This is a genomic window from Mucilaginibacter corticis, from assembly GCF_007558865.1.
In the GTDB taxonomy this organism is placed as follows: Bacteria; Bacteroidota; Bacteroidia; order Sphingobacteriales; family Sphingobacteriaceae; genus Mucilaginibacter; species Mucilaginibacter corticis.
Window position 1 is genome coordinate 382,084 of sequence record NZ_VLPK01000002.1, and the last position, 21,461, is coordinate 403,544.

A 21,461-nucleotide genomic window follows, 5' to 3' on the forward strand; every position below is an offset into this window, starting at 1 on the left:
ATATCCGGGTTAACCCTTCCCGAAAATATCGGGATAAACAATTTGTGCAGAGTTTAATGTATTAACCCAAACGTTACAAATGTAATGAAATTAAGAGCTATTAGCATAGCCATACGGGGACTCGTACGGCCCAATTTTCCAAAATTACTGTTGATTATGAAGTTAACTACACTTATGTTGATCGTAGGGCTTCTCCATGTTAGCGCAAAGGGGATCGGTCAGATCACCATCGATGAAAGTAATGTGCCTGTTAAAAAAGTGCTCAGATCAATCGAGAAACAAAGTGGGTACCATTTCTTTTATGATGCTGACCAATTAAAGGATCAAAGGATAGACGTAAAAGTAGCTAACGCGACATTGGCGGAAACGTTAGCGCAGTGTTTTAAAAATATCCCCTTTACCTATAGCGTACTTGAAAAAAATGTCGTTATAAAACAACAAGCCACATTAGCAGCTGAACGGAACAACGCAGCCATAATGTATGCTGATTTTCACGGAACGGTGCGTGATGAGGCCGGCCTGCCCCTGCCGGGTGTTACTGTTACCAATAAAAGCACCAAAAAGGCAGTAACTACTGATGTAACCGGTATGTATCACTTATCGGCGCAGAAAGGTGATGTACTGGTGTTTAGTTTTGTAGGATATAACACCAGGGAAATTACTGTTGCCGATCAGGCCACGGTTGATGTTTCTCTTACTATAAGTGTTTCTAAACTTAATGATGTAGTTGTAGTTGGTTATGGTACCACGCAACGCAAAGATCTAACCGGCGCTGTAGCTACGGTAAGCGGCAAAGATATTGAAGATATCCCTTTTACAACCTTTGACAACGCTTTGGCAGGTAAGGTAGCCGGAGTTTCGGTAAGCAAGAGTGACGGTTCGCCGGGAGGGGCTGTAAGAATAAGGGTTCGCGGTTCATCATCTTTTTTGGGCGGTAATGACCCTTTGTACGTAATAGATGGGGTACCCTTGCAGGCCACCAGTAATTTCCAGGCTACCGGATATGATATAAAAAGCCCTAACGCCAACCTTGCCAACGGTGCCAATGTGTTGCTCAATAGCAGCTTATCCACTTCGTTTGTTGATGGATTGAATAGCCTGGGCGGCCTAAATCCGGATGATATTGAATCTATTACCATTTTAAAAGACGCATCATCTACAGCCATATATGGTTCAAAGGCGGCCAATGGCGTGGTTTTGATCACCACTAAAAAAGGTAAGAAAAATCAAAAACCCCAGGTTAATGCCAGTTATTATAGCACGGTTAATAGCGCGGTACTGCCTCACTTGCTTAATGCAGAACAGTTTAAAACTGCGTATACACAAGCTGCGCAAAATACCGCTAAAAATTACACCAGTGCAGGGGCAACCGTACCGGCCAATGTCAACAAGGTATTAAATTCGCCGTCTACATTTTTCGGGACAGCTAATACCAACTGGCCAAAACTTATTACTCAGAACGCAATGTCCAGTAATGCGGAAATTTCCGTACAGGGCGGTTCTAATTCATCAAGCTATTTTAACTCTTTGTCGTTTAACAGTACGCCGGGTGTTGTGCGGTCAACCGGTTACCAGCGCATAGCAGGCAAAATAAACCTGGTGAATGATATTAATTCAAAATTCAGGATAGGCACCAATTTGTTATTGGGTTATACCGGCCAGGATATCGGCAGTAATGCTTATGGACAGGCTACACTTGCAAGGCCTGATTATGCGCCATATGATGCAAACGGAAACTATACTGATTTTTCAGGCATCGATCCTGCTCAGCCATCCAGAATTGTAAATCCGCTAAGCTTATTAAACGTTTACAATTATGCCAAAACGTTTACTTTACTGGGCTCATTAACAGCCAGCTATGACATCACCTCAGATTTGCAATTTAAAAGCACGGTATCAACCAATGTGCAGATGTATAACCAGCGTAATTATACACCAAGTTACATAGGGGCAAGAGGCATAAACGGTTACAGCGTTACCAATGGCATAGGCAGTAACCAAACCAGCACTGCCACAAAGTGGCTTGTAGAAAACACGCTATCGTACAATAAGACATTTAACCCGGAAAATAACCTGAATTTAGTTGCAGGAACATCTTACGAGTCGGATAAGTTCAGTTCTTTTGGCGCTGTAGGGCAAGGTTATCCTAATGACGATGTTTTAACCAGCCTTTCATCGGCAGTAACACCGCAATCTGTGAATGGCCTTAGCCCTACAATTCCGCAAAGTTATTTACTCTCATTTTACGTGAGGGCAAATTATAGTTACCTTGATAAATACATTCTTACGTTTACCGGCAGAGCTGACGGATCATCAAAGTTTGGCCCGGATAATAAGTTTGGTTACTTTCCATCGGGTGGCGCGGCATGGCGTATCTCGCAGGAGAGTTTCCTGAAGGATGTTAAATGGATAGATGATATTAAAATACGCGGAAGCTATGGCCTTACCGGTACGCAAAACATTGGCGATCAAATGTATCGTACATTGTACAGCCCATCAGCCTACAATGGCAGCAGCGTATTGATACCTACGCAATTAGGAAATTCAGAAGTCAAATGGGAAAGTACTTTACAGGCCGACGGAGGGATAGATATCTCTTTATTTAAGGGCCGCTTAGTTGCAACTATTGATTATTATAACAAACAAACCAATAATGACCTGTTATCCATACCTATAGCAAGTAACACATCATACAGCACTTTGCTTACCAACGTGGGCGGACTGAAAAATACAGGCTGGGAGTTTGCTTTGCAAGGCGATATCATACGTACAAAGGATTTTAAATGGAATGCCGGTTTTAATATCACTTTTGATAAATCTTTGGTAACCAAACTTGATCCGGATGTTAGCCTTGCACAGATCGGGAATTTATCGGGTGTAGAACTTGCAAATACAACATTAATACAAGGCAAACCTTTAGGTTTGATCACCGGATTAACGGAAACAGGTATCATCCGCGACCAGGCACAGTTAGATGCTTACAAAACTGCTTTGGGGCCATACAAAAATTACTTCCGCGAGGTAGCCATAGGGGGGCCTATGTTTAAGTTGCTGCCCAATGCAGGCGGTTATGATTACAACACGGTTATTGGCCACGGCGCGCCAAAATACTGGGGAGGTATGAACCAAAGCTTTAGCTACAAAAACTTTAACCTTCAGTTAAACTTTACTTACTCTGTGGGCGGCCAGCTACTTTGGGCCGACCATGTAGCCAGTGTTGAGTTTTATGCGCCAACAAATACAAGCACATCGGTTTTAAATGCTTATACCCCGGACAATACAAATGCCAGCTTACCGCAATTAACTATTGGTGCCGGTTATTATAAATCAACACTTGACGTTTTTAGCAGTTCGTTTTTGACGTTACGGTCATTAAGGCTGAACTACACGTTTGATAAAGCCAGGTGGGCTCAAAGGGTCGGGTTTAAAAACTTTGGATTATTTGCCACGGCAACTAATGTATTCACCATTACAAAATATCCGGGCAACGATCCCGAGATTTCAGATGATCCGTACAGCCTTGCCGGCGGGTACATCGACGTAAGTAATTATCCGACTATAAGGACATACTCTTTAGGAATTAAAGCCGGTTTTTAATCATTATTTATTACTTATAATATTAATAAAATGAAAAATAAGATATTAAATTATATGATTGCATTTTGCATCATTAGCTGTTCATTATGGTCTTGTAAAAAGCAGCTGGATGTGTTTCCGACTACACAAGAAGTTAACGGGAACGTGATCAAGGATACAAAAAGTGCTACCGAAGTATTAAACGGCGTTTATTATCGCTTTGCTAATGTTAATACAATAAACGGCCCTTTGGGTGCCGACTGGGTTGATGTAAATGAATGGTTCCCGTTTGAGTTAGCCGGTTCAATGTACACCATACTCGGTGATGATAATGTATATTCTATAACCTACGGGCCAACGACCGGCGGCACGGCAGCCATGTGGACTTATAGCTTTGCCATAGTAAATGCCGCGAATGGGTTCCTGGAAAATGTGGCGCCGGTAAATAGTGTCCCTGCGGCCACTAAATCAGAGATGATAGCCGAAGCAAAGTTTTTGCGGGCTTTCGGTAATTCGCAGTTACTGCTCTATTACGCCCAGTATGCCAACCCTGCAAGTAATTATGGTATCATCATCAGGGATAAGTTTGTTACTACGTCCACCATCGGGCAGGCAAGATCTACCGTGGCAGCATCATACAAAGCAATATTGGAGGACCTTGACGCGGCCATAGCCGGTTTGCCGGCCAAAAATACTACCATTTACCAGGCCAATGCCAATGTGGCCAAATTATTAAAAGCGCGCGTATTGATTAACCGCAATGAGCCCGGAGATTATGCAACAGTAATTAGTTTGACAAATGATATTATTACCGGAGGTGCTTTTAGTTTGGACCCGAGTGCGAAAGATATGTTTTACAACAAATTATATACCAGCAAAGAACCAATGCTGGGCATACCGGTATATCCTAATCAACCATCTAAAAACTATCAGTATAATACTTATGGTAGTTACGCGGTGACCGATAGTTACGCAAAGTTGTTAACTAACGATCCCAGAAGTAATTGGGTATACCTTAACCAGAGCCTTACGTTTTATACGCCATACTTTACAACTACCGGCACTTCAAATGAGTTGACAAAATATTATTCAGGCCCTTACACTACTTATCCTGATGCCGGGAATGTACAGGTTGAAACTTGTTACCCTTTCAGGGTTACTGAAGCTTACCTGCTTCAGGCAGAAGCCATAACACTTTCAAATGGCGACCTTACAGCCGCTAAGACATTGTTAAAAGCTGTAGAAGCAAGCGCCGGGATAACGTCAGATCCGGCGGTAGATAACGCGGGGACAGCAGCTGCGTTGCACTCGCTTATAGTAAAAGAAGAAATTAAAAACTTTATTGGCGAAAACGGTGCCGACTGGTTTGCATTGCGCAGATTGCCTTTAAGCGAGATCCAGACCTATCAGCCGGCAATAAAATCAGTTGACCAACTGATACTGCCAATACCACAGGCAGATATTTCAAGCAATGGCAGCATCAAACAAAACCCGGGGTATTTATAATTCAATATAAAATTTAACAAGATGAAAAAAATAAATTCATTAATCAACACATGGTTTGTTTTAATGCTATTAGTAAGTATAACGGCCCGGGCACAAAATGCACGGCTTACCGGAGAGCTAAAAGGCTTTTCGGGCGGGATGGTTAAACTGGTATATAACGGGCAGAGCAAAACCGACAGCATTAAAGTAAAAAATGGCAAATTTACCTGGAAGGGAAACCTTGATGAACCGCAGCAAGTGTATTTAACAATGCCGAATAAATATTATGTTTTCTTTTTTCAACCCGGTAATGCCAGGCTTACCGGTCTAAAAGATTCTCTGCAAACTTATAAGGTAACCGGTTCCCCGATACAACTGGAATCAGAAGCTTTTGACGCTTCTGTTAAAGAGTTAACAGAGCAGCAGGGAACGTTATATGCCAGGTATGGAACAGCGGCACCGGATGAACAAGTGACTATAGATAAGCAACTGGAAAAACTTAGGAAACAAAAGCAAATTATAGCAGATAAGTTTATAACAGATCACAGGCAAAGCTACTATAGTATGTACCTGATAGCCGGCAGTGCATCTTACGGCTTTGATTACAGCGAAGTAAAACCCCGGTTTGATATGCTTGATGACTTTGCTAAACAAACTGAAACCGGCAAAAGAATTGCTAAAAGATTAGCTATATTGGAAAGGAGCAGGATAGGCGCGCAAATGATCGATTTTACACAGAACGATACACTCGGCAATCCTGTGAAATTCAGCAGCTTCAAAGGCAAATATGTTCTGGTAGATTTTTGGACCAGTTGGTGCGGACCATGCCGGGCAGAAAACCCTAACGTGCTTAAAGCCTATAATGCTTACCAGGATAAAAACTTTACAGTTATAGGGATTTCGCTGGATGAAAAAGCCGATAACTGGAAAAAGGCAATAAAAGATGACAAAATGCCGTGGACCGAATTATCTGACATCCGGGGATGGAAAAACGAGGTTTCAGGCTATTACGGCATCCAGGGTATCCCAAGTAATTTGCTGGTAGACCCATCGGGCAAAATTATTGCCAAAGACCTAAGAGGGGTAATGCTTGAAAACAAGCTGAAAGAACTATTGGACTGATCTGCAACAAAACAGTAAGATACCTGCCCCAGGGTATTAAGCAGAGGTGTTTTATAAAGGACTGATTTAACAGTAAAAAAGCTATGCAATCTGCATAGCTTTTTTTGTAAACGCCCGGCGGCATATTCATCATTTATGGGTACCTGTTGCTTTAACGTCATCCATTATAATAATTTTGCTGAGACAGCTAAGTAGTGGAGAATCTGGAACACAAGTAAACAAATCCGGAATGTCCACTGAAGTCGATTATGGATGTTATCCTAAAGCGGATAGGCAGTATCGCTTTTTGTTTGAGAAAGCACAAAAAAGCTTTCAACAGTTTTGATGTTGGGCAACATGGCCAATTTATAACGATAAAAATCGTGGTAGGCATCCATATCCGGGGTGGCAATCCTTAAAATAAAATCAAACGCCCCCGTCATCTGGAAACATTCCATCACCTCTGGAAATTTTGCAACATCTTTTTCAAACCCGGACAGGGTATTGGCTGTATGGTCGTTTAACAACACCTGGCTAAAAGCTATCAGGCTCCTGTCTATTTTTTTGCGATCAAGTATGGCTACCACACCCTTAATATATCCCTGTTCCTTTAACTTCCTGATCCGCTCATGGATGGTCGCGATGGATTTATGAAGTTTAAAAGAGATCTCTTTATTAGTCTGAGCTGCATCAATTTGCAGCAATTTTAAGATTTCAATATCTGTAGGATCAAGAGAACTGATAGTTAGCATAATGAAAATAATGTCAATTAAATAAAGGTACGGAACTTTAATCTGAAAATAAAACTAATTATTTTTTATTTATCAATAAAATTTTCAGCTTTTCAATAAACAATTGTAATAATAATCAATGATTCGGAAGTTTACTGAAAATTATTTATATGACATCAACAGTGGAAACAACGTTGGAGCTTGAACACGAACATACCTTTAAAAATTTATGGCATATGGTGGGTAATACGCCTATGGTCGCCATAAAATATGCGTATAATGGAAATGCGGGTGTTGTTTATGCAAAATGTGAGCATTACAATCTTACCGGCAGCGTAAAAGACAGGATGGCGCTATATATCATGTATCAGGCCTATAAACATAAAAAGATAAAGCACGGAGATACAATTGTAGAGGCTACCTCCGGAAACACAGGAATTGCTTTCGCCGCCATTGGTAAAGCATTAGGCCACCCTGTTAAAATCATCATGCCAGATTGGTTAAGCCAGGAGCGTGTAGATATAATAAAAAGCATGGGTGCCGAAATTATTCCGATCAGCAAAGAGGAAGGTGGATTTTTGGGAAGCATACGCCTGGCAGAGCAAATGGCCAAAGCAGATAAGGCTATTTTTTTACCACGACAGTTTGAAAATCAATTTAACGCCGAAGCCCATGAAAAAACCACAGGTCGCGAAATCTGGCGCCAATTAGCCTCTAATGGTTTGATGCCTGACGCTTTTGTGGCAGGCGTGGGTACGGGTGGTACGGTAATGGGCGTTGGGCGTTATCTTAAAATGCTTAACCCTAAAGTAAAAATACACCCTTTAGAACCCGCCGAATCGCCCACATTAACAACCGGTCACAAAGTAGGCACTCACCGTATACAAGGTATTTCGGACGAATTTATACCAGCAATTGTAAAGCTAAATGAGTTGGATGGTGTAATACAGGCCGGTGACGGGGATGCTATAATTATGGCCCAAAAACTGTCTAAAGAACTGGGGTTGGCTGTTGGTATATCATCCGGGGCTAATATTATTGGCGCTATCAAACTAAAGGAACATTTGGGCACTGATGCCACAGTAGTAACCTTACTTTGCGACAGCAACAAAAAGTATTTAAGTACAGCCCTGGTGAAAGACGAGCCTATTAGAGCCGGCTATGTTTCATCTGATGTAATCTTTACCGGCTATGATGCTATTTCACGGTTAGCAGATCAATTAACTTTCTGACATAAACACAAAAAACTATTAAAATGAAAAAATTATTCCTGGCCGCAACTGCGCTTTTGCTGTTTGCTCTACACACTAAGGCGCAAATATTAACTCCTGTTACATGGAGCTATGGCGCTAAAAAAACAAGCGCAACAGAAGCAACTATTTTTATTAAAGCAACAATTGATGAAGGGTGGCATGTATACTCGCAATTTGTAAAAGACGGCGGGCCGGTAAAAACCACAATTACTTTTAATTCTTCAAATGCCTATAGTTTGGTGGGAGCCACTATTGAACCAAAGCCTGTTACCCGCATGGAAAAGGCATTTAACATGGAAGTGGGCTTTTTTGAACATAGCGTAATATTTCAGCAAAAAATAAAGCTGAAAGCAAAGCAAACTACTGTAACCGGCAAACTGGAGTATATGACTTGTAACGATCAGAAATGTTTGCCACCGGACGATATTGAATTTAGCATACCTGTTAAATAAGCGCTTGATGAAAAATACGCTACTCGTAATCTTTCTGTGTGCGCTTTGCATTTTTAGCTATACAAATGTGCTGGCACAAGATACGGTGTCAACCGCAGGTGTTGAATTTACTCCTGTTGCAAAGCCTGTTGTTAAAAAAGCAGTTGTGATAGGCCATGCTAAATCAAGTAATGCGGTAAAACAATCATTGTGGGCTATTTTACTGGCCGGTTTAGCAGGTGGTTTTGCCGCTTTATTAATGCCCTGCATTTTCCCCATGCTGCCGCTAACCGTAAGCTTTTTTACTAAGTCTGCCGAAAAAAAGGGCAGTGCAGCGGGTAAGGCTATTATATATGGTATTAGTATTATCGCCATTTATGTGATATTAGGCCTTCTGGTTACAATTTTATTCGGTGCCGATGCACTGAACAGCCTGTCCACCAACGGTATATTTAATTTTTGTTTTTTCTTGCTGATCGTTGCCTTTGCCGCTTCTTTCCTTGGGGCTTTTGAAATTACTTTACCCTCAGGCTGGGTAAATAAAATGGATCAAAATTCTGATAAAGGCGGCCTTATGGGTCTGTTCTTTATGGCAGCAACGCTGGCTTTGGTATCATTTAGCTGCACCGGCCCAATTATAGGTACGCTGCTTGTACAGGCAGCTACCACAGGCGCGTTGCTGGGTCCGGCGGTAGGTATGTTTGGTTTTTCATTATCGCTTGCTGTGCCGTTTGTTTTATTTGCATTATTCCCGGGGTGGCTAAAGTCTTTGCCAAAATCGGGTGGATGGTTAAACAGCGTTAAAGTTACCCTCGGGTTTTTAGAACTGGCTTTGTCATTAAAGTTTTTAAGTAATGTAGACCTTGCTTATCACTGGCATTGGTTTGATCGTGAACTATTCTTGTCACTTTGGATAGTCATTTTTGCATTAATGGGATTTTACCTGTTGGGTAAACTTAAATTTGGCCATGATAGTGACCTGCCGTTTATTGCGGTCCCCAGGTTGTTTTTAGCCATAGTTGTTTTATCGTTTACGATGTATATGGTGCCCGGTTTATGGGGCGCGCCTTTAAAATCTATCAGCGCGTTTTTACCGCCCATGGCTACCCAGGATTTCGATTTGTCCAATCTTAACACAGGAGTAATTTCAACCAATACGGATAGTAAACCACATAAATACGCCAATCTGTTTGACAAACCAAAAGGATTTGATCCATATTTTGACTACGACGAGGCAATTGCGTACGCCAAAAAAGTGCATAGACCGGTGATGATAGACTTTACCGGTCATGCCTGTGTTAATTGCCGTAAAATGGAGGCTAATGTATGGCCTGATAAGCAGGTATCCGCGCGCATTACGCAAGATTATGTGCTTGTTCAGCTATATGTTGATGATAAGACAGATCTGGCTGCGTCAGAGCAAACCACAACACCCGAAGGGCGTAGAATCAAAACCATTGGTAATAAGTGGAGCTACTTACAAACATCAAAATTTGAGGCTAACTCGCAACCATTTTATGTATTGCTGGATCCTGATACGCAAATACCCCTGGTAACACCACAAGGAGCAAATTTTGATCCGGTTGGTTATTTAAATTATTTAGACAGCGGGTTAAAAGCCTTCAGGAAATAAATCTATACTATTTACTATGAGTATCTTTTTTAAATAAATATCAAGTCTTCAGCCGTTCTTCAGATCAATGAAAGTTAATTATAAAAAAACATCCCTCTGAAGCAGGTGTTTTTTTTCTTAATAATTATTAAATCTATATAAAGACTATGGATTTAATAGTCTATATTTGTTTCCAATTTTATTGGCATTCACAATTGTAGTTTGTTTTGACGATTACAAAATATTTTCTCAAAAAAAATGTGAATATGATATTATATTTAATTTAATGTTTCATTTTTATTAAATTTGGTTTTAACAAACTGATCGAATGTTCAAAAGCGATGAAGATAAAATTCAGGATAAGCTACTGCTTTTAAAATTAAAAGAGGGCAATACTGATGCTTTTGACGCGCTTTATGAAAAATATTGGAAAGGGGTATACGCCGCAGCATTTAAACGCCTGCAAAATCCCGATCAGGCCAAAGACATTACCCAGGATGTTTTTTTACAATTGTGGTTAAAAAGAGAAAGCACCAATATTGATAACCTGCCGGCCTACCTGTTTACAGCCACAAGAAATAAGGTTTTTAACTGGATGGAAAAAGAGCGTAGGTACACGCCGGTACCAGAATTACTTTTGCAACTTAAAACATCGTGTGATCAAACTGATGCAGAAGTATTGAGAAAAGAGTTTATGAAAGCCTGCGAAGCGCTGATCAATACTTTAACAGAATCACAACAACGCATCTTCAGGATGCGCTACCAGCAGGATCTTTCTACCAGTGAAATAGCCGATCTGTTATCAATCTCACGTAAAACAGTACAAAATCAATTAGGTAAAGCTGTAGCGCAACTTAGGGCCTCTATGTTGTTGCTTGCCCTGATCATGTTGCTTAATTGATCTTTTTGGCGGTATTATCTCTTAATATTTGCTCTTATCCCAACAAAATTTAATTTTTTTTAAAATATTTCAAAAACCCGTGGGACTTTTTCAGTTTGGGCGGTCATGTATTAAAAGCAAACAAAACCGCTATTGGAAAAGAAGCAATTTTTAGATCTTTTAAAAAAGCATCGTTTAGGAGAAACGTCCGAGCAGGAAGAAGCCTATTTGGCAGCATATTACGATCTGTTTGAAGGCCGGCCTGATGTTACAGAGGTGCTTGATCTTGATGAAACAGATTTCTTAAAAAATCAGATCAGGGACGGGCTTAAGGAAAAAATGGCGTTACCTCAGCAGAAACCGGTTGCCAAAACAAAGAAACTATATTACCGGTTGATCGCGGCCGCAATTGTGGTTGTCGCTTTTTCCGCAGCTCTTTTAAATTTTACGCCAAAGGGCAGCGGTAACTTGTTTTCACTATTCCGGCATCCGCAAAATGATATCGAGCCGGGAAGTAACAAAGCCATCCTCACGTTGGCCAATGGCAAAAAGATCATCTTAAACAATGCTGCAAATGGCTTTCTGGCACAGCAAGGGGGCACCCAAATAATTAATACAGCCGGCCAGCTAATATACAATGCGGTACAGTCTGCAGGCGGCATCGATACGGCTTATAATACCATAACTACACCTCGCGGAGGACAATATGTAGTGATACTTCCCGACAGCAGTAAGGTTTATCTTGATGCTGCATCTTCATTACATTTTCCGGCAGCGTTTGCCGGAAAGCTGCGTACGGTTATGTTAACCGGCGAAGCCTATTTTGAGGTAGCTCATAATAAAGACAAACCATTTCATGTAATTACAAAAGGGCAGGTTGTTGAGGTATTAGGCACCCATTTTAATATTAATGCATACGATGATGAAAAGGCCATAAAAACCACGTTGCTTCAGGGCAGCGTTAGGGTGTTGGCCGGGGGCGATATGGCATTACTTACACCCGGCGAACAATCACAGCTTGGCGGTTTAGCTAATAATAAAAGCATCGGCATTGTTAAAAATGCCAATACTGAAGAGGCTGTTGCCTGGAAAAACGGCCTGTTTCAATTTGAAAACGCCGACCTGAAAACCATTATGCGCCAGTTTGCCCGCTGGTATAATGTTGATGTTGAATATAACGGAGAGATAAATGAAAGGCTTTTTTCCGGCGAGATCCATAGAAACCTGACACTGCAGCAGTCGCTCGAATTGCTAAATTATGCAAATGTCAATTTTAATATCAACGGCCGGAAAATAAGTATAACACCATAGTAATCAAGTATCATTAATCCCCTTTAAACAAGAAAGACATGAGGAAAAACTTACAAGAGTAGAAAAGCAATTAACCTTACAGGTGACCGAATAAAAAACCGCAGAAGTACTTGGACCTACTCCTGCGGAAAATATCCGGGCTAACCCTCTGTCCCGATGGTCATCGGGGCGGAAAATAATTTGGACAACTATTAGATGTATTAACCCAAACTTTGCAAAAGTAATGAAATTAAATGCTTTTATTAAAACGGTTCGCCCTGTAGGCGGATGGTTACCCCCTAAAATAATACTGGCGATGAAAATAACAACTTTTCTATTATTCGCGATTTTGGTACAAGTAAGTGCCAAAAGCTATAGTCAGATAAATTTGAATGAAAACAACGCGCCTTTAGCCAAAATCTTAAATTCCATTAAGAGACAAACCGGTTATTCTTTTTTTTATGATACTGAAGATGTAAAAGAAGCCAGGGTTAGTATCCATGTAAACAATGTGTCTTTAGATCAGGCACTTTCTATTTGCTTTAAAGATTTACCAATAAGCTTTAAAGTAATCGAAAACAATGTTGTTTTAAAGAAGGAAGAACCCTCATTAATAGAAAAGATTACAACCATGCTGTCACCGGCGAAAGACGTTACCGGCTTTGTATTTGACGAAGGCGGACCGTTACCCGGCGTTTCAGTACGGGTTAAGGGAACTAACAACGCTACGTCTACCAATGATCAGGGCATCTTTACGCTTCCAAATTTAAAAGAAGGCGATATCCTGGTATTTACTTATGTAGGGTATAAAACCCAGGAAGTATTCATCAAAGGCGGTTCAGCAGGGATTAGAGTACGTATGGAAAAAGATGTTGCCGGCTTGCAGGACGTAGTTGTGGTAGGTTATGGTTCAACTCAAAGAAAAGACCTTACCGGCGCTGTATCTACTGTAAACGTCGCGGATATACAAGATGTTCCGTTTGCTACAATTGATAATGCTTTGGCCGGTAAAGCTGCAGGTGTACAGGTTACAAAAAGTGACGGTTCGCCGGGTGGCGCTGTGCGGATCAGGGTACGCGGATCAAGCTCTATTTTGGGCGGTAATGATCCATTGTATGTTATAGACGGTATCCCTGTACAAGTATCAAGTAGTTTCCAGGCACCTGGCTATGACGTTAGCAGCCCGGTTGGCAATGATGTTACTGCATCGGGCGGTGTAAGCACGGGCTTATCAACATCCTTTGTTAACGGATTAAATAGCCTGGGCGGTTTAAATATTGATGATATTGAGTCTATCACTATATTAAAAGATGCTTCGTCTACGGCGATATATGGTTCAAAAGCAGCTAACGGCGTTGTGATCATCACTACCAAAAAAGGTAAAAAAGACATGAAGCCGGTTATTTCGGCCAGCTATTATAGTACCGTAAGCACACCAATAACACCTACCGTTTTAAACGCGGAACAATACAGAACTTTAATTACTGAGGCCGCTCAAAATGACAAAGATTCGCGTGTAGCAGCGGGTAAAACAACTTTCCCTGCCAATACAACAGCTATATTAAATAACCCGTCTTCATTTTTTGGCACAGCCAATACAGATTGGATAAAGGAAGTTACCCGCAACACGGTATCGCACAATGCCGAAGTATCAGTACAGGGTGGGGGTAATTCATCTAAATATTTCAGTTCGATATCCTATAACACAACCCCTGGCGTGGTTAAGAATACCGATTATCACAGGATCTCAGGAAAGATCAACCTTGAAAATGAAATTGGGCCAAAATTCAGGTTTATTACTAACCTGATATTGGGTTATGTTAACCAAAATATTGGTGACGGCGCTTTTGACCAGGCACTTAAGGCCAGGCCTGATTATTCACCTTATGATGCTAATGGTAATTTTGCTGATTTTTCAAATGTTGGTTATTCGTATCTCGGCTTTCAAAATCCGGTAGCTTTACTTCAGGCTACCAACAATTCAAAAACCTTTAGCTTATTCGGTACCGTTTCAGGTGTATATGATATTACCAAAGACCTGCAATTCAAGAGCTCATTATCGCTAAACTCGCAAACCTATAATCAGCGTAATTTTACACCAAGTTATATTGCAATAGGTAGTTTTTACGGTAGCGTTGATAACGATGGTGGCATAGGCAGTAACTCAAACTGGCGCCATACTAATTGGATATTTGAAAATACATTAAGCTACAATAAAAAGTTTGATCAAAATAATAACCTTAATGTATTAGCCGGCCAATCTTATGAGACGCGTAAGGCGAGTTTTTTCAGCGCTACAGCCACAGGTTATCCTAATGATAATGTGCTGACCAGCCTTTCATCTGCTGTGACTCCTTTATATGTATATGGCGATGATCCTTCAGTACCTCAAAGCTATTTGCTATCATTTTATTTAAGGGCAAACTACAGCCTGATGGACAAATACCTGTTGACTTTTACCGGGCGCACGGATGGGTCTTCAAAGTTGGGTCCCGGTCATAAGTACAGTTATTTTCCTTCGGGGGCAGCGGCATGGCGTGTATCACAAGAAAATTTCCTTAAAAATGTTAAATGGATAGATGATATTAAAATACGCGGCAGTTATGGTTTAACCGGTACGCAAAGTATTGATGACCAAATGTACCGCACGCTTTATAGCCCCTTATCATATGGTGGGGTAAGCGCATTGGTACCAACGCAATTAGGCAACAAAGATATTAAATGGGAAACAACCCGCGAGGCCGATGGTGGGTTAGATATATCTTTATTTAATAGCAGGTTGACAGCAACTTTTGATTACTATAACAGACAAACCAGCGGCGATTTGTTATCTCTGCCTGTTGCACCAAGCAGTTCTTACAGCAGATTACTGAGCAACGCCGTGGGAATCAAAAATACAGGTGTTGAATTTAGCCTGGATGGCGACATTATACGCACACGGGATTTTAAATGGAATGCTGGCTTTAATGTAACCTGGAACAATTCTGTTGTGACCAAATTGAGTTCTTCTGCTGATCTTACCCAAATTGGAGATCTGACAGGTATGGAGTATGGTAACACTACACTTGTTCAAGGAAAGCCATTGGGCCTGATAACAGGTATTACCATAACAGGCATTATTAAAACAAAAGCGCAGTTGGATGATTATAAAAAACAACTGGGCGGCTATGCCGCTTATTTCCCATATCTTGCTATCGGGGACCCTATGTACCAGTTAGAAGACGAAGGCGGCGGTTATCATTATCCAAATTTCAATACCATTATAGGTAATGCCGCGCCTAAGTACTATGGTGGCATTACGCAGGGCTTTACCTATAAAAACTTCGACCTGCAGTTTTACTTTACATTTTCGCAAGGCGGTAAGTTGTTATGGGGCGATCATGTATCCAGTGTTGAATTTGTCGGTTCATCAAACGCTAACATATCAATGCTTAACAGATATACGCCAACTAATACAAATACTAACCAGCCACGTTTGGTGCTGAATAATGATGATGGTTTTTATTATAAAACCCAGCAAGATCTGTTTAACTCATCGTATTTAAAACTGCGTACCCTAACCTTCAATTATCATTTTGACAAAAAGGAGTGGATGAAAAAGGCTGGGTTTAGTAGCGTAGCAATTTTTGCATCAGCTACCAACCTGTTTACCATCACTAAGTATCCCGGAAATGATCCCGAAACATCAGATGATCCTTATAGCGTACAGGGCGGTTACTTTGATGTAAGTAATTATCCAACTATCAGGGCTTTCTCATTGGGCCTAAAAGCAGGGTTTTAATTTTTTACCATTTTAATAATCAGTAAAATGACACATAAAAATATTAAATACATTTTTGCTCTTGCCGCCATTTTGTTTTTGTGGTCGTGCAAAAAACAATTAAATGTATACCCCACAACTTCAGAAGTTGATGGTAATGTAATTGTTGATACCAAAAGCGCATCTACTGTTTTAAACGGTGTTTATTATCGTTTTGCCAACAGCGGATCTGATAATAATCTTGTACCATCTGTAAAATGGACGGATGTGAATGAAATTTTGCCGTCAGAACTGGCTAATTCCTTAAGTAACTCAAGCGGCGACGATAAAGTTTATTCGCTTGGTCTTGATGCTAAAAGTAACGCATCATCTATCATGTGGAGTTATGGTTACCAATTGGTAAACGCGGCAAACGGTTTTTTGAAAAATGTGGCACCTGTAACAAGTATCCCCGCTGCCACAAAAAAACAAATGATAGCCGAAGCAAAATTTCTGCGTGCCTTTGGCGATACGCAACTGTTGCTTTATTTCGGTCAATATTATGATTCGTCAAGTAAATACGGGATAATATTGCGAAGCGAGTTTGTAACGTCTGAAAATATTAACCTTCCCCGTTCAACAGTAGCTGAAACTTATGCAGCTATAATAGCTGATCTCGAAGCCGCGATACCAGATTTGCCTGCGAAAAATACTACCGCTTATTACGCAAATGCTTCTGCGGCAAAAATATTAGAGGCCCGTTTACTGATCAATCGCGGTACAGCCGCAGATTATGCAAAAGTGATCAGCCTGACCAGTGACGTAATAGCCAATGGCGGATTTACGCTTGAGGCTAATGTGAAGGATATTTTCCTTACCAAGGGCTTTACAAGTACAGAGGTAATTATGGGTGTGCAGCCTTTTGCTACCGAAACCTATAAATATCAAAGCAACCAATATTATGGTCAATACCCTGCATCAGACGATTTTGTTACACTACTAACAAATGATCCGCGCAATCAATGGGTTTATAGAGACGATCAGGGCGGTACTGTTTACGGATCGCGTGCAAATTTAAATGAACTAACCAAATACTACTCAGGTGATACAGGTAACCCTGTACAGACGCCGCTTTCTGAAACCAGCTACGCGTTTAGGTTAACAGAAGCATACTTGTTACAGGCTGAAGCAATTACACTATCAGGAGGTGATCTGCCCACTGCCCGGGGATTGTTAAAAACAATAGAGGGGCATGCAGGTATTGCCAATTTTGCAGATGTTGATGCTGCTACTACCGGTACTGCTTTACAAGCTTTAGTAGTAAAAGAGGAAATTAAAAACTTTTTTGCTGAGGCAGGGCAAGACTGGTTTGCGTTGCGCAGGCTTGGAATTACCGGATCACAGCCTAATATTGACGCTATAGCAACAATTCAACCGGCGGCTAAATTGGTAAATCAATTGATTTTGCCGATACCAAGTAGTGAAATAACTACAAACGGTAATATTATTCCAAATCCATAATAGCTGAAATCTTACTCAAAAAGTATAATCATGAAAAAGTTTATCATAATGAGCCTTGCGGCATCCGTTATCATGTTAGCATTTGTCAATTGTAAACAACCGGCAAAAACACAATACGTAATAAGCGGAACAATAAAAGGGCTGTCATCAGGAAAAGTAAAACTGGTTTACCAGAACGATGATGACCGTACTTCAAAAACTATTGACAGCGGTGTTGTCACCGACGGGAAATTTGAGTTGAAAGGGGATATAGGTGTACCAAAAATGGTAAATGTAACCCTTGTGCCGGGCAACTGGAGTTTTAATGTATTTGTTGAAAACGCACCGATAACGCTTACTGCAGATACCGCGGGATCCACTCATTATGATTATTCGGCTTACGGTATGGGTAAGGGTGCTGTAATAAAAAACTTTACAGAAACAGGCTCAAAAAACTTTGATGACTGGATGGCGTACCAAAACGACCCTGGTCAAAAACAATTTGATCCTGTTTTTGCCGAACTGGATAAAAAGTTTAAAGCCGCCGGTAAGGATATTGATGCCCAATACAAAGTACGTGATCAACTGGATTCTGTAGAGAAATTGCGCCAGGCATGGCAAAAAAAGAAAATAGATGAATACGTTGCTAAAGAGCCATCGTCTGTAGCGGGCGTATATATGTTTAGCCAACTGTACATGTTTGTTAGCGGCACCATGAAATATGGTACGCTTGACAGTATGCTAAACAAATTTACGGGCGAGGCAAAGTCATCTACCTATTATGCAAGTTTGGCAAAATCAAGAATCAAGCTCAAAGCGGTACAACCCGGCGCTGTGGCACCTGATTTTACTTTATTAAAACGCGATAGCTCAAAATTAGCCTTATCGTCGCTGCGTGGTAAATACCTGATGATAGATTTTTGGGCAAGCTGGTGCCATCCCTGCAGGCAGGCTATACCTCACTGGAAATCTGTCTATCAAAAATACCATGACAAGGGTTTTGATATTTTAAGTGTTTCTGACGATAGCCGCTGGAAGGACTGGACAAAAGCTATGGACGAGGAGAAAATGCCATGGCACCAGGTTGATGATGAGTTCCCTGTAAAAAATATGCCCGCAAAAGTCGGCAGTTTATACATGACTACGTTTATCCCTTTTTATGTGTTACTGGACAAAGAAGGAAAGATATTGGTTTACAGCGGTGAGGAAGCAAAAATTGATGCCAAATTAGAAGAATTGTTAGGAAAATAATAACAGCAAAGACTCAATAGATAATCATGAAAAATATTAAACTATTATTATGCACAGCTATAATTGGGGGGCTTTTACAGCACACAAGCGCCCAGTCTGTAAGTACAGGCAAGCCATTTACCATTAAGGGTGTAGTAACAGGTGCTAAGGTTGATTCTGCAACGCTTTATTATGAAGGCGAGGGCGGAAAGTATATGCACCAAACAGTGCCGGTTAAGAACAATCAATTTACGCTTACCGGCAATATTCCGCATGCGGTGAGTTCACGGATCATTTTTAAGAAGACAAAAGAGGTGATCCCGCGCGAAAAACAGGAAGAGCGTATGCGTGAGTTTTATATTGAACCGGGTATGATGATCCTAAAAGGCGATCCTGTTAATGTAAAGACCCTAATAATGACCGGATCAAAAACGCAAACAGAGTATGAAGCGTTGAACAGCAAGATTGAATCTATCCGACTGGAAGAAAAACCACTTGAGGCAAAATATATGAAGGCGAATGAGGAATATATGAATGCCGAAAAAAATAAAAAGTCTGCAGCTGTATTAGACTCACTAAAATATATTGCCGCGGATATACATGACCAGTTTGAACCATACAATGCCCGGATCAAGAGAGATACGTATAAGTTCTTTACTGAGCATCCAAACTCTTATGTTACACTTAATATGATGAGATATTATGTTTCAAGCATGAGCCTGGATTCGGCTAAGCAGATTTATAACGCTTTTAACAGCGAATTAAAAGCCACACCGGATGCGCGTGATATTGACGAACATATTAAACAGATCGAAGCCGGTTCGCCGGGAGCGATAGCACCGTTGTTTACAAAAACAGATATCAACGGTAAAGCACTTTCACTGGCTGATTTTAAAGGAAAATACGTCATGCTTGATTTTTGGGCAAGCTGGTGTGTGCCCTGTCGCAAAAGCAACCCTCATATGATCGAGCTTTACAATAAATACAAAGCCAAGGGCTTTGATGTTATTGGCATAGCTGATGATGACAGGAAGATTGCTGTCTGGAATGCAGCCGTGGCTAAAGATGGTGTAGGGATATGGCACAATGTATTACGCGGCCTGGACATGGATAAGATCATGAAAAATATTAAAAATCCGGAAGACCTTGATCAGCAATACGGAATAGCATCTATCCCCACAAAAATATTAATTGGCCCCGACGGAAAAATATTAGGCCGATATGGTGATAGTTACGGCGGGACCGAAGAAGATATGGATAAAATGCTGGCCTCAATTTTTGATAAATAGATTTGCCGCGATTTTTAATGAGTTGCATGGCTGAAAAAAAATATAATAAATACTATACAGATGCATCAAAAACTGTAAATAATCAGCTAAAAACAGGAATCAGCAAAGAATTTACGGATTTGGCGTAATTGATTGTATTTAATACCTGTTTTGTTGAGCTTTATAAATGCTAATATTAATTTAAAAAAAATGAAAAACATTAAACTGGTTTTAGGAGCTGTTACAGCTATCATATTTCCTTCGGTGCTATTGGCGCAATCATCTTCTTATACACTAAATGGTAAGGTGGCACAGTTACCGGCGACAGCGAAAGCTTACCTGATGTATAGTAATGAAACGGCAAGGCAGACAGATTCAACAACAATAGTTAACGGCGCCTTTGCCTTTAAAGGTACTTTAAGCGCACCTAAAAGCGCTTATCTGATCATCAATAAAAAAGGTACCGGTATCCGCTCAAACGATATTGGTTATATTGAACTATATCTTGAACCCGGTAAAATCTCTGTGGTTAGCCCTGACTCGATTAACAATGCGAAAGTTACCGGTGGCCCGGTAAATGCCGATAATGCCAAATTAAAAACAGCATTAACGTCTGTAACTGCAAAAATGGACGCGCTGAATAAAGACTACCAGGCAGCATCGCCAGAACAAAGAAAAACAAAAGAGTTTAATGACGATATTGAGAAGCGAAGCAACCTGATTGAAAAAGAACAGAAAGAAGTTTATCTGGAGTTTATAAAAGCAAACCCTAATTCGGTAATGAGCCTTTTTGCTTTGAAAAACTATGCCGGTTCTGTACCTGACGTTGCTGATGTTGAGCCGGTTTATAACTCGCTATCAGCAAGTGTACGGTCAACCAAAATGGGTGTTGATTATGCGGCAGAGCTTACCAAGTTGAAGAAAACTGCTGTTGGCGCTGTAGCGCCTGATTTTACCCAGGCAGATACTGCAGGTAAAGCAGTATCACTACATGATTATAAAGGCAAATATGTTTTAGTTGATTTTTGGGCAAGCTGGTGCGGGCCATGCCGTGCCGAAAACCCAAATGTTGTTGCTGCATTTAATACCTATAAAACCAAAGGGTTTAATATAATAGGCGTATCGCTTGATCAGCCGGGAGCAAAAGAAAAATGGTTAAAGGCTATCCATGATGATCATTTAACCTGGACACAGGTATCAGATCTTAAGTTTTGGAAAAACGACGTTGCTCAACTATACGCAGTACAGGCAATACCGCAAAATTTCCTTGTAGGCCCTGATGGAAAGATCGTTGCTAAGAACCTGCGTGGCGATGATCTTAACAATAAGCTCAAGGAATTATTTGATAAATAATTCGCTCTTAAA

General features: G+C 40.7%; 14 protein-coding genes. 13 read left to right on the top strand and 1 reads right to left on the bottom strand.

The window, feature by feature from the left end; genetic code table 11:
- Window positions 1–156 precede the first annotated feature (156 nt).
- Genes FO440_RS12310 through FO440_RS12320 form a run of 3 tightly spaced genes read left to right on the top strand, consistent with a single transcriptional unit; the run spans window position 157 to window position 6,183 of the window.
- A complete protein-coding gene (locus FO440_RS12310) occupies window positions 157–3,597 on the top strand; it encodes a TonB-dependent receptor (RefSeq protein ID WP_186292656.1) in 3,441 nt (1,146 codons plus the stop codon).
- Between the two features lie 30 nt (window positions 3,598–3,627).
- Entirely contained in the window at window positions 3,628–5,082 is a 1,455-nt protein-coding gene (locus FO440_RS12315; protein WP_144248569.1) for a RagB/SusD family nutrient uptake outer membrane protein, read from the top strand.
- Window positions 5,083–5,103: 21 nt separating this feature from the next.
- On the top strand, window positions 5,104–6,183 hold the full coding sequence (locus tag FO440_RS12320; RefSeq protein WP_144248570.1) for a TlpA disulfide reductase family protein: 1,080 nt from the start codon (window positions 5,104–5,106) through the stop codon (window positions 6,181–6,183).
- Window positions 6,184–6,443: 260 nt separating this feature from the next.
- Here FO440_RS12320 and FO440_RS12325 read toward each other — a convergent pair whose 3' ends face one another.
- Entirely contained in the window at window positions 6,444–6,914 is a 471-nt protein-coding gene (locus FO440_RS12325) for an Lrp/AsnC family transcriptional regulator (protein ID WP_144248571.1), read from the bottom strand.
- A gap of 149 nt (window positions 6,915–7,063) precedes the next feature.
- Between FO440_RS12325 and FO440_RS12330 the strand changes: the two genes are divergently transcribed.
- The 10 genes from FO440_RS12330 to FO440_RS12375 all read left to right on the top strand — a co-directional run bounded on the left by FO440_RS12330 (window position 7,064) and on the right by FO440_RS12375 (window position 21,449).
- A complete protein-coding gene (locus tag FO440_RS12330; protein WP_144248572.1) occupies window positions 7,064–8,125 on the top strand; it encodes a PLP-dependent cysteine synthase family protein in 1,062 nt (353 codons plus the stop codon).
- 23 nt (window positions 8,126–8,148) lie between these two features.
- Window positions 8,149–8,598, top strand: coding sequence for a protein-disulfide reductase DsbD domain-containing protein (locus FO440_RS12335; protein ID WP_144248573.1), 450 nt, complete (start codon window positions 8,149–8,151; stop codon window positions 8,596–8,598).
- Between the two features lie 7 nt (window positions 8,599–8,605).
- Entirely contained in the window at window positions 8,606–10,210 is a 1,605-nt protein-coding gene (locus FO440_RS12340; RefSeq protein ID WP_144248574.1) for a protein-disulfide reductase DsbD family protein, read from the top strand.
- A 307-nt stretch (window positions 10,211–10,517) separates the two neighbouring features.
- Complete coding sequence (locus tag FO440_RS12345) at window positions 10,518–11,090, top strand: RNA polymerase sigma factor (protein ID WP_144248575.1); 573 nt, start codon at window positions 10,518–10,520, stop codon at window positions 11,088–11,090.
- 132 nt (window positions 11,091–11,222) lie between these two features.
- Window positions 11,223–12,380, top strand: coding sequence for a FecR family protein (locus FO440_RS12350; protein WP_144248576.1), 1,158 nt, complete (start codon window positions 11,223–11,225; stop codon window positions 12,378–12,380).
- Window positions 12,381–12,603: 223 nt separating this feature from the next.
- The gene (locus FO440_RS12355) at window positions 12,604–16,140 is read left to right on the top strand and encodes a SusC/RagA family TonB-linked outer membrane protein (protein WP_144248577.1); all 3,537 of its coding nucleotides are present in this window, start codon (window positions 12,604–12,606) and stop codon (window positions 16,138–16,140) included.
- Between the two features lie 27 nt (window positions 16,141–16,167).
- The gene (locus tag FO440_RS12360) at window positions 16,168–17,619 is read left to right on the top strand and encodes a RagB/SusD family nutrient uptake outer membrane protein (protein ID WP_144248578.1); all 1,452 of its coding nucleotides are present in this window, start codon (window positions 16,168–16,170) and stop codon (window positions 17,617–17,619) included.
- A 30-nt stretch (window positions 17,620–17,649) separates the two neighbouring features.
- Complete coding sequence (locus tag FO440_RS12365; RefSeq protein WP_144248579.1) at window positions 17,650–18,849, top strand: TlpA disulfide reductase family protein; 1,200 nt, start codon at window positions 17,650–17,652, stop codon at window positions 18,847–18,849.
- A gap of 26 nt (window positions 18,850–18,875) precedes the next feature.
- Window positions 18,876–20,117 (top strand): TlpA disulfide reductase family protein, encoded by a 1,242-nt coding sequence (locus tag FO440_RS12370; protein WP_144248580.1) that lies wholly within the window; start codon window positions 18,876–18,878, stop codon window positions 20,115–20,117.
- Between the two features lie 189 nt (window positions 20,118–20,306).
- Window positions 20,307–21,449, top strand: a complete 1,143-nt coding sequence (locus FO440_RS12375; RefSeq protein WP_144248581.1) for a TlpA disulfide reductase family protein — start codon at window positions 20,307–20,309, stop codon at window positions 21,447–21,449.
- Window positions 21,450–21,461 lie beyond the last annotated feature (12 nt).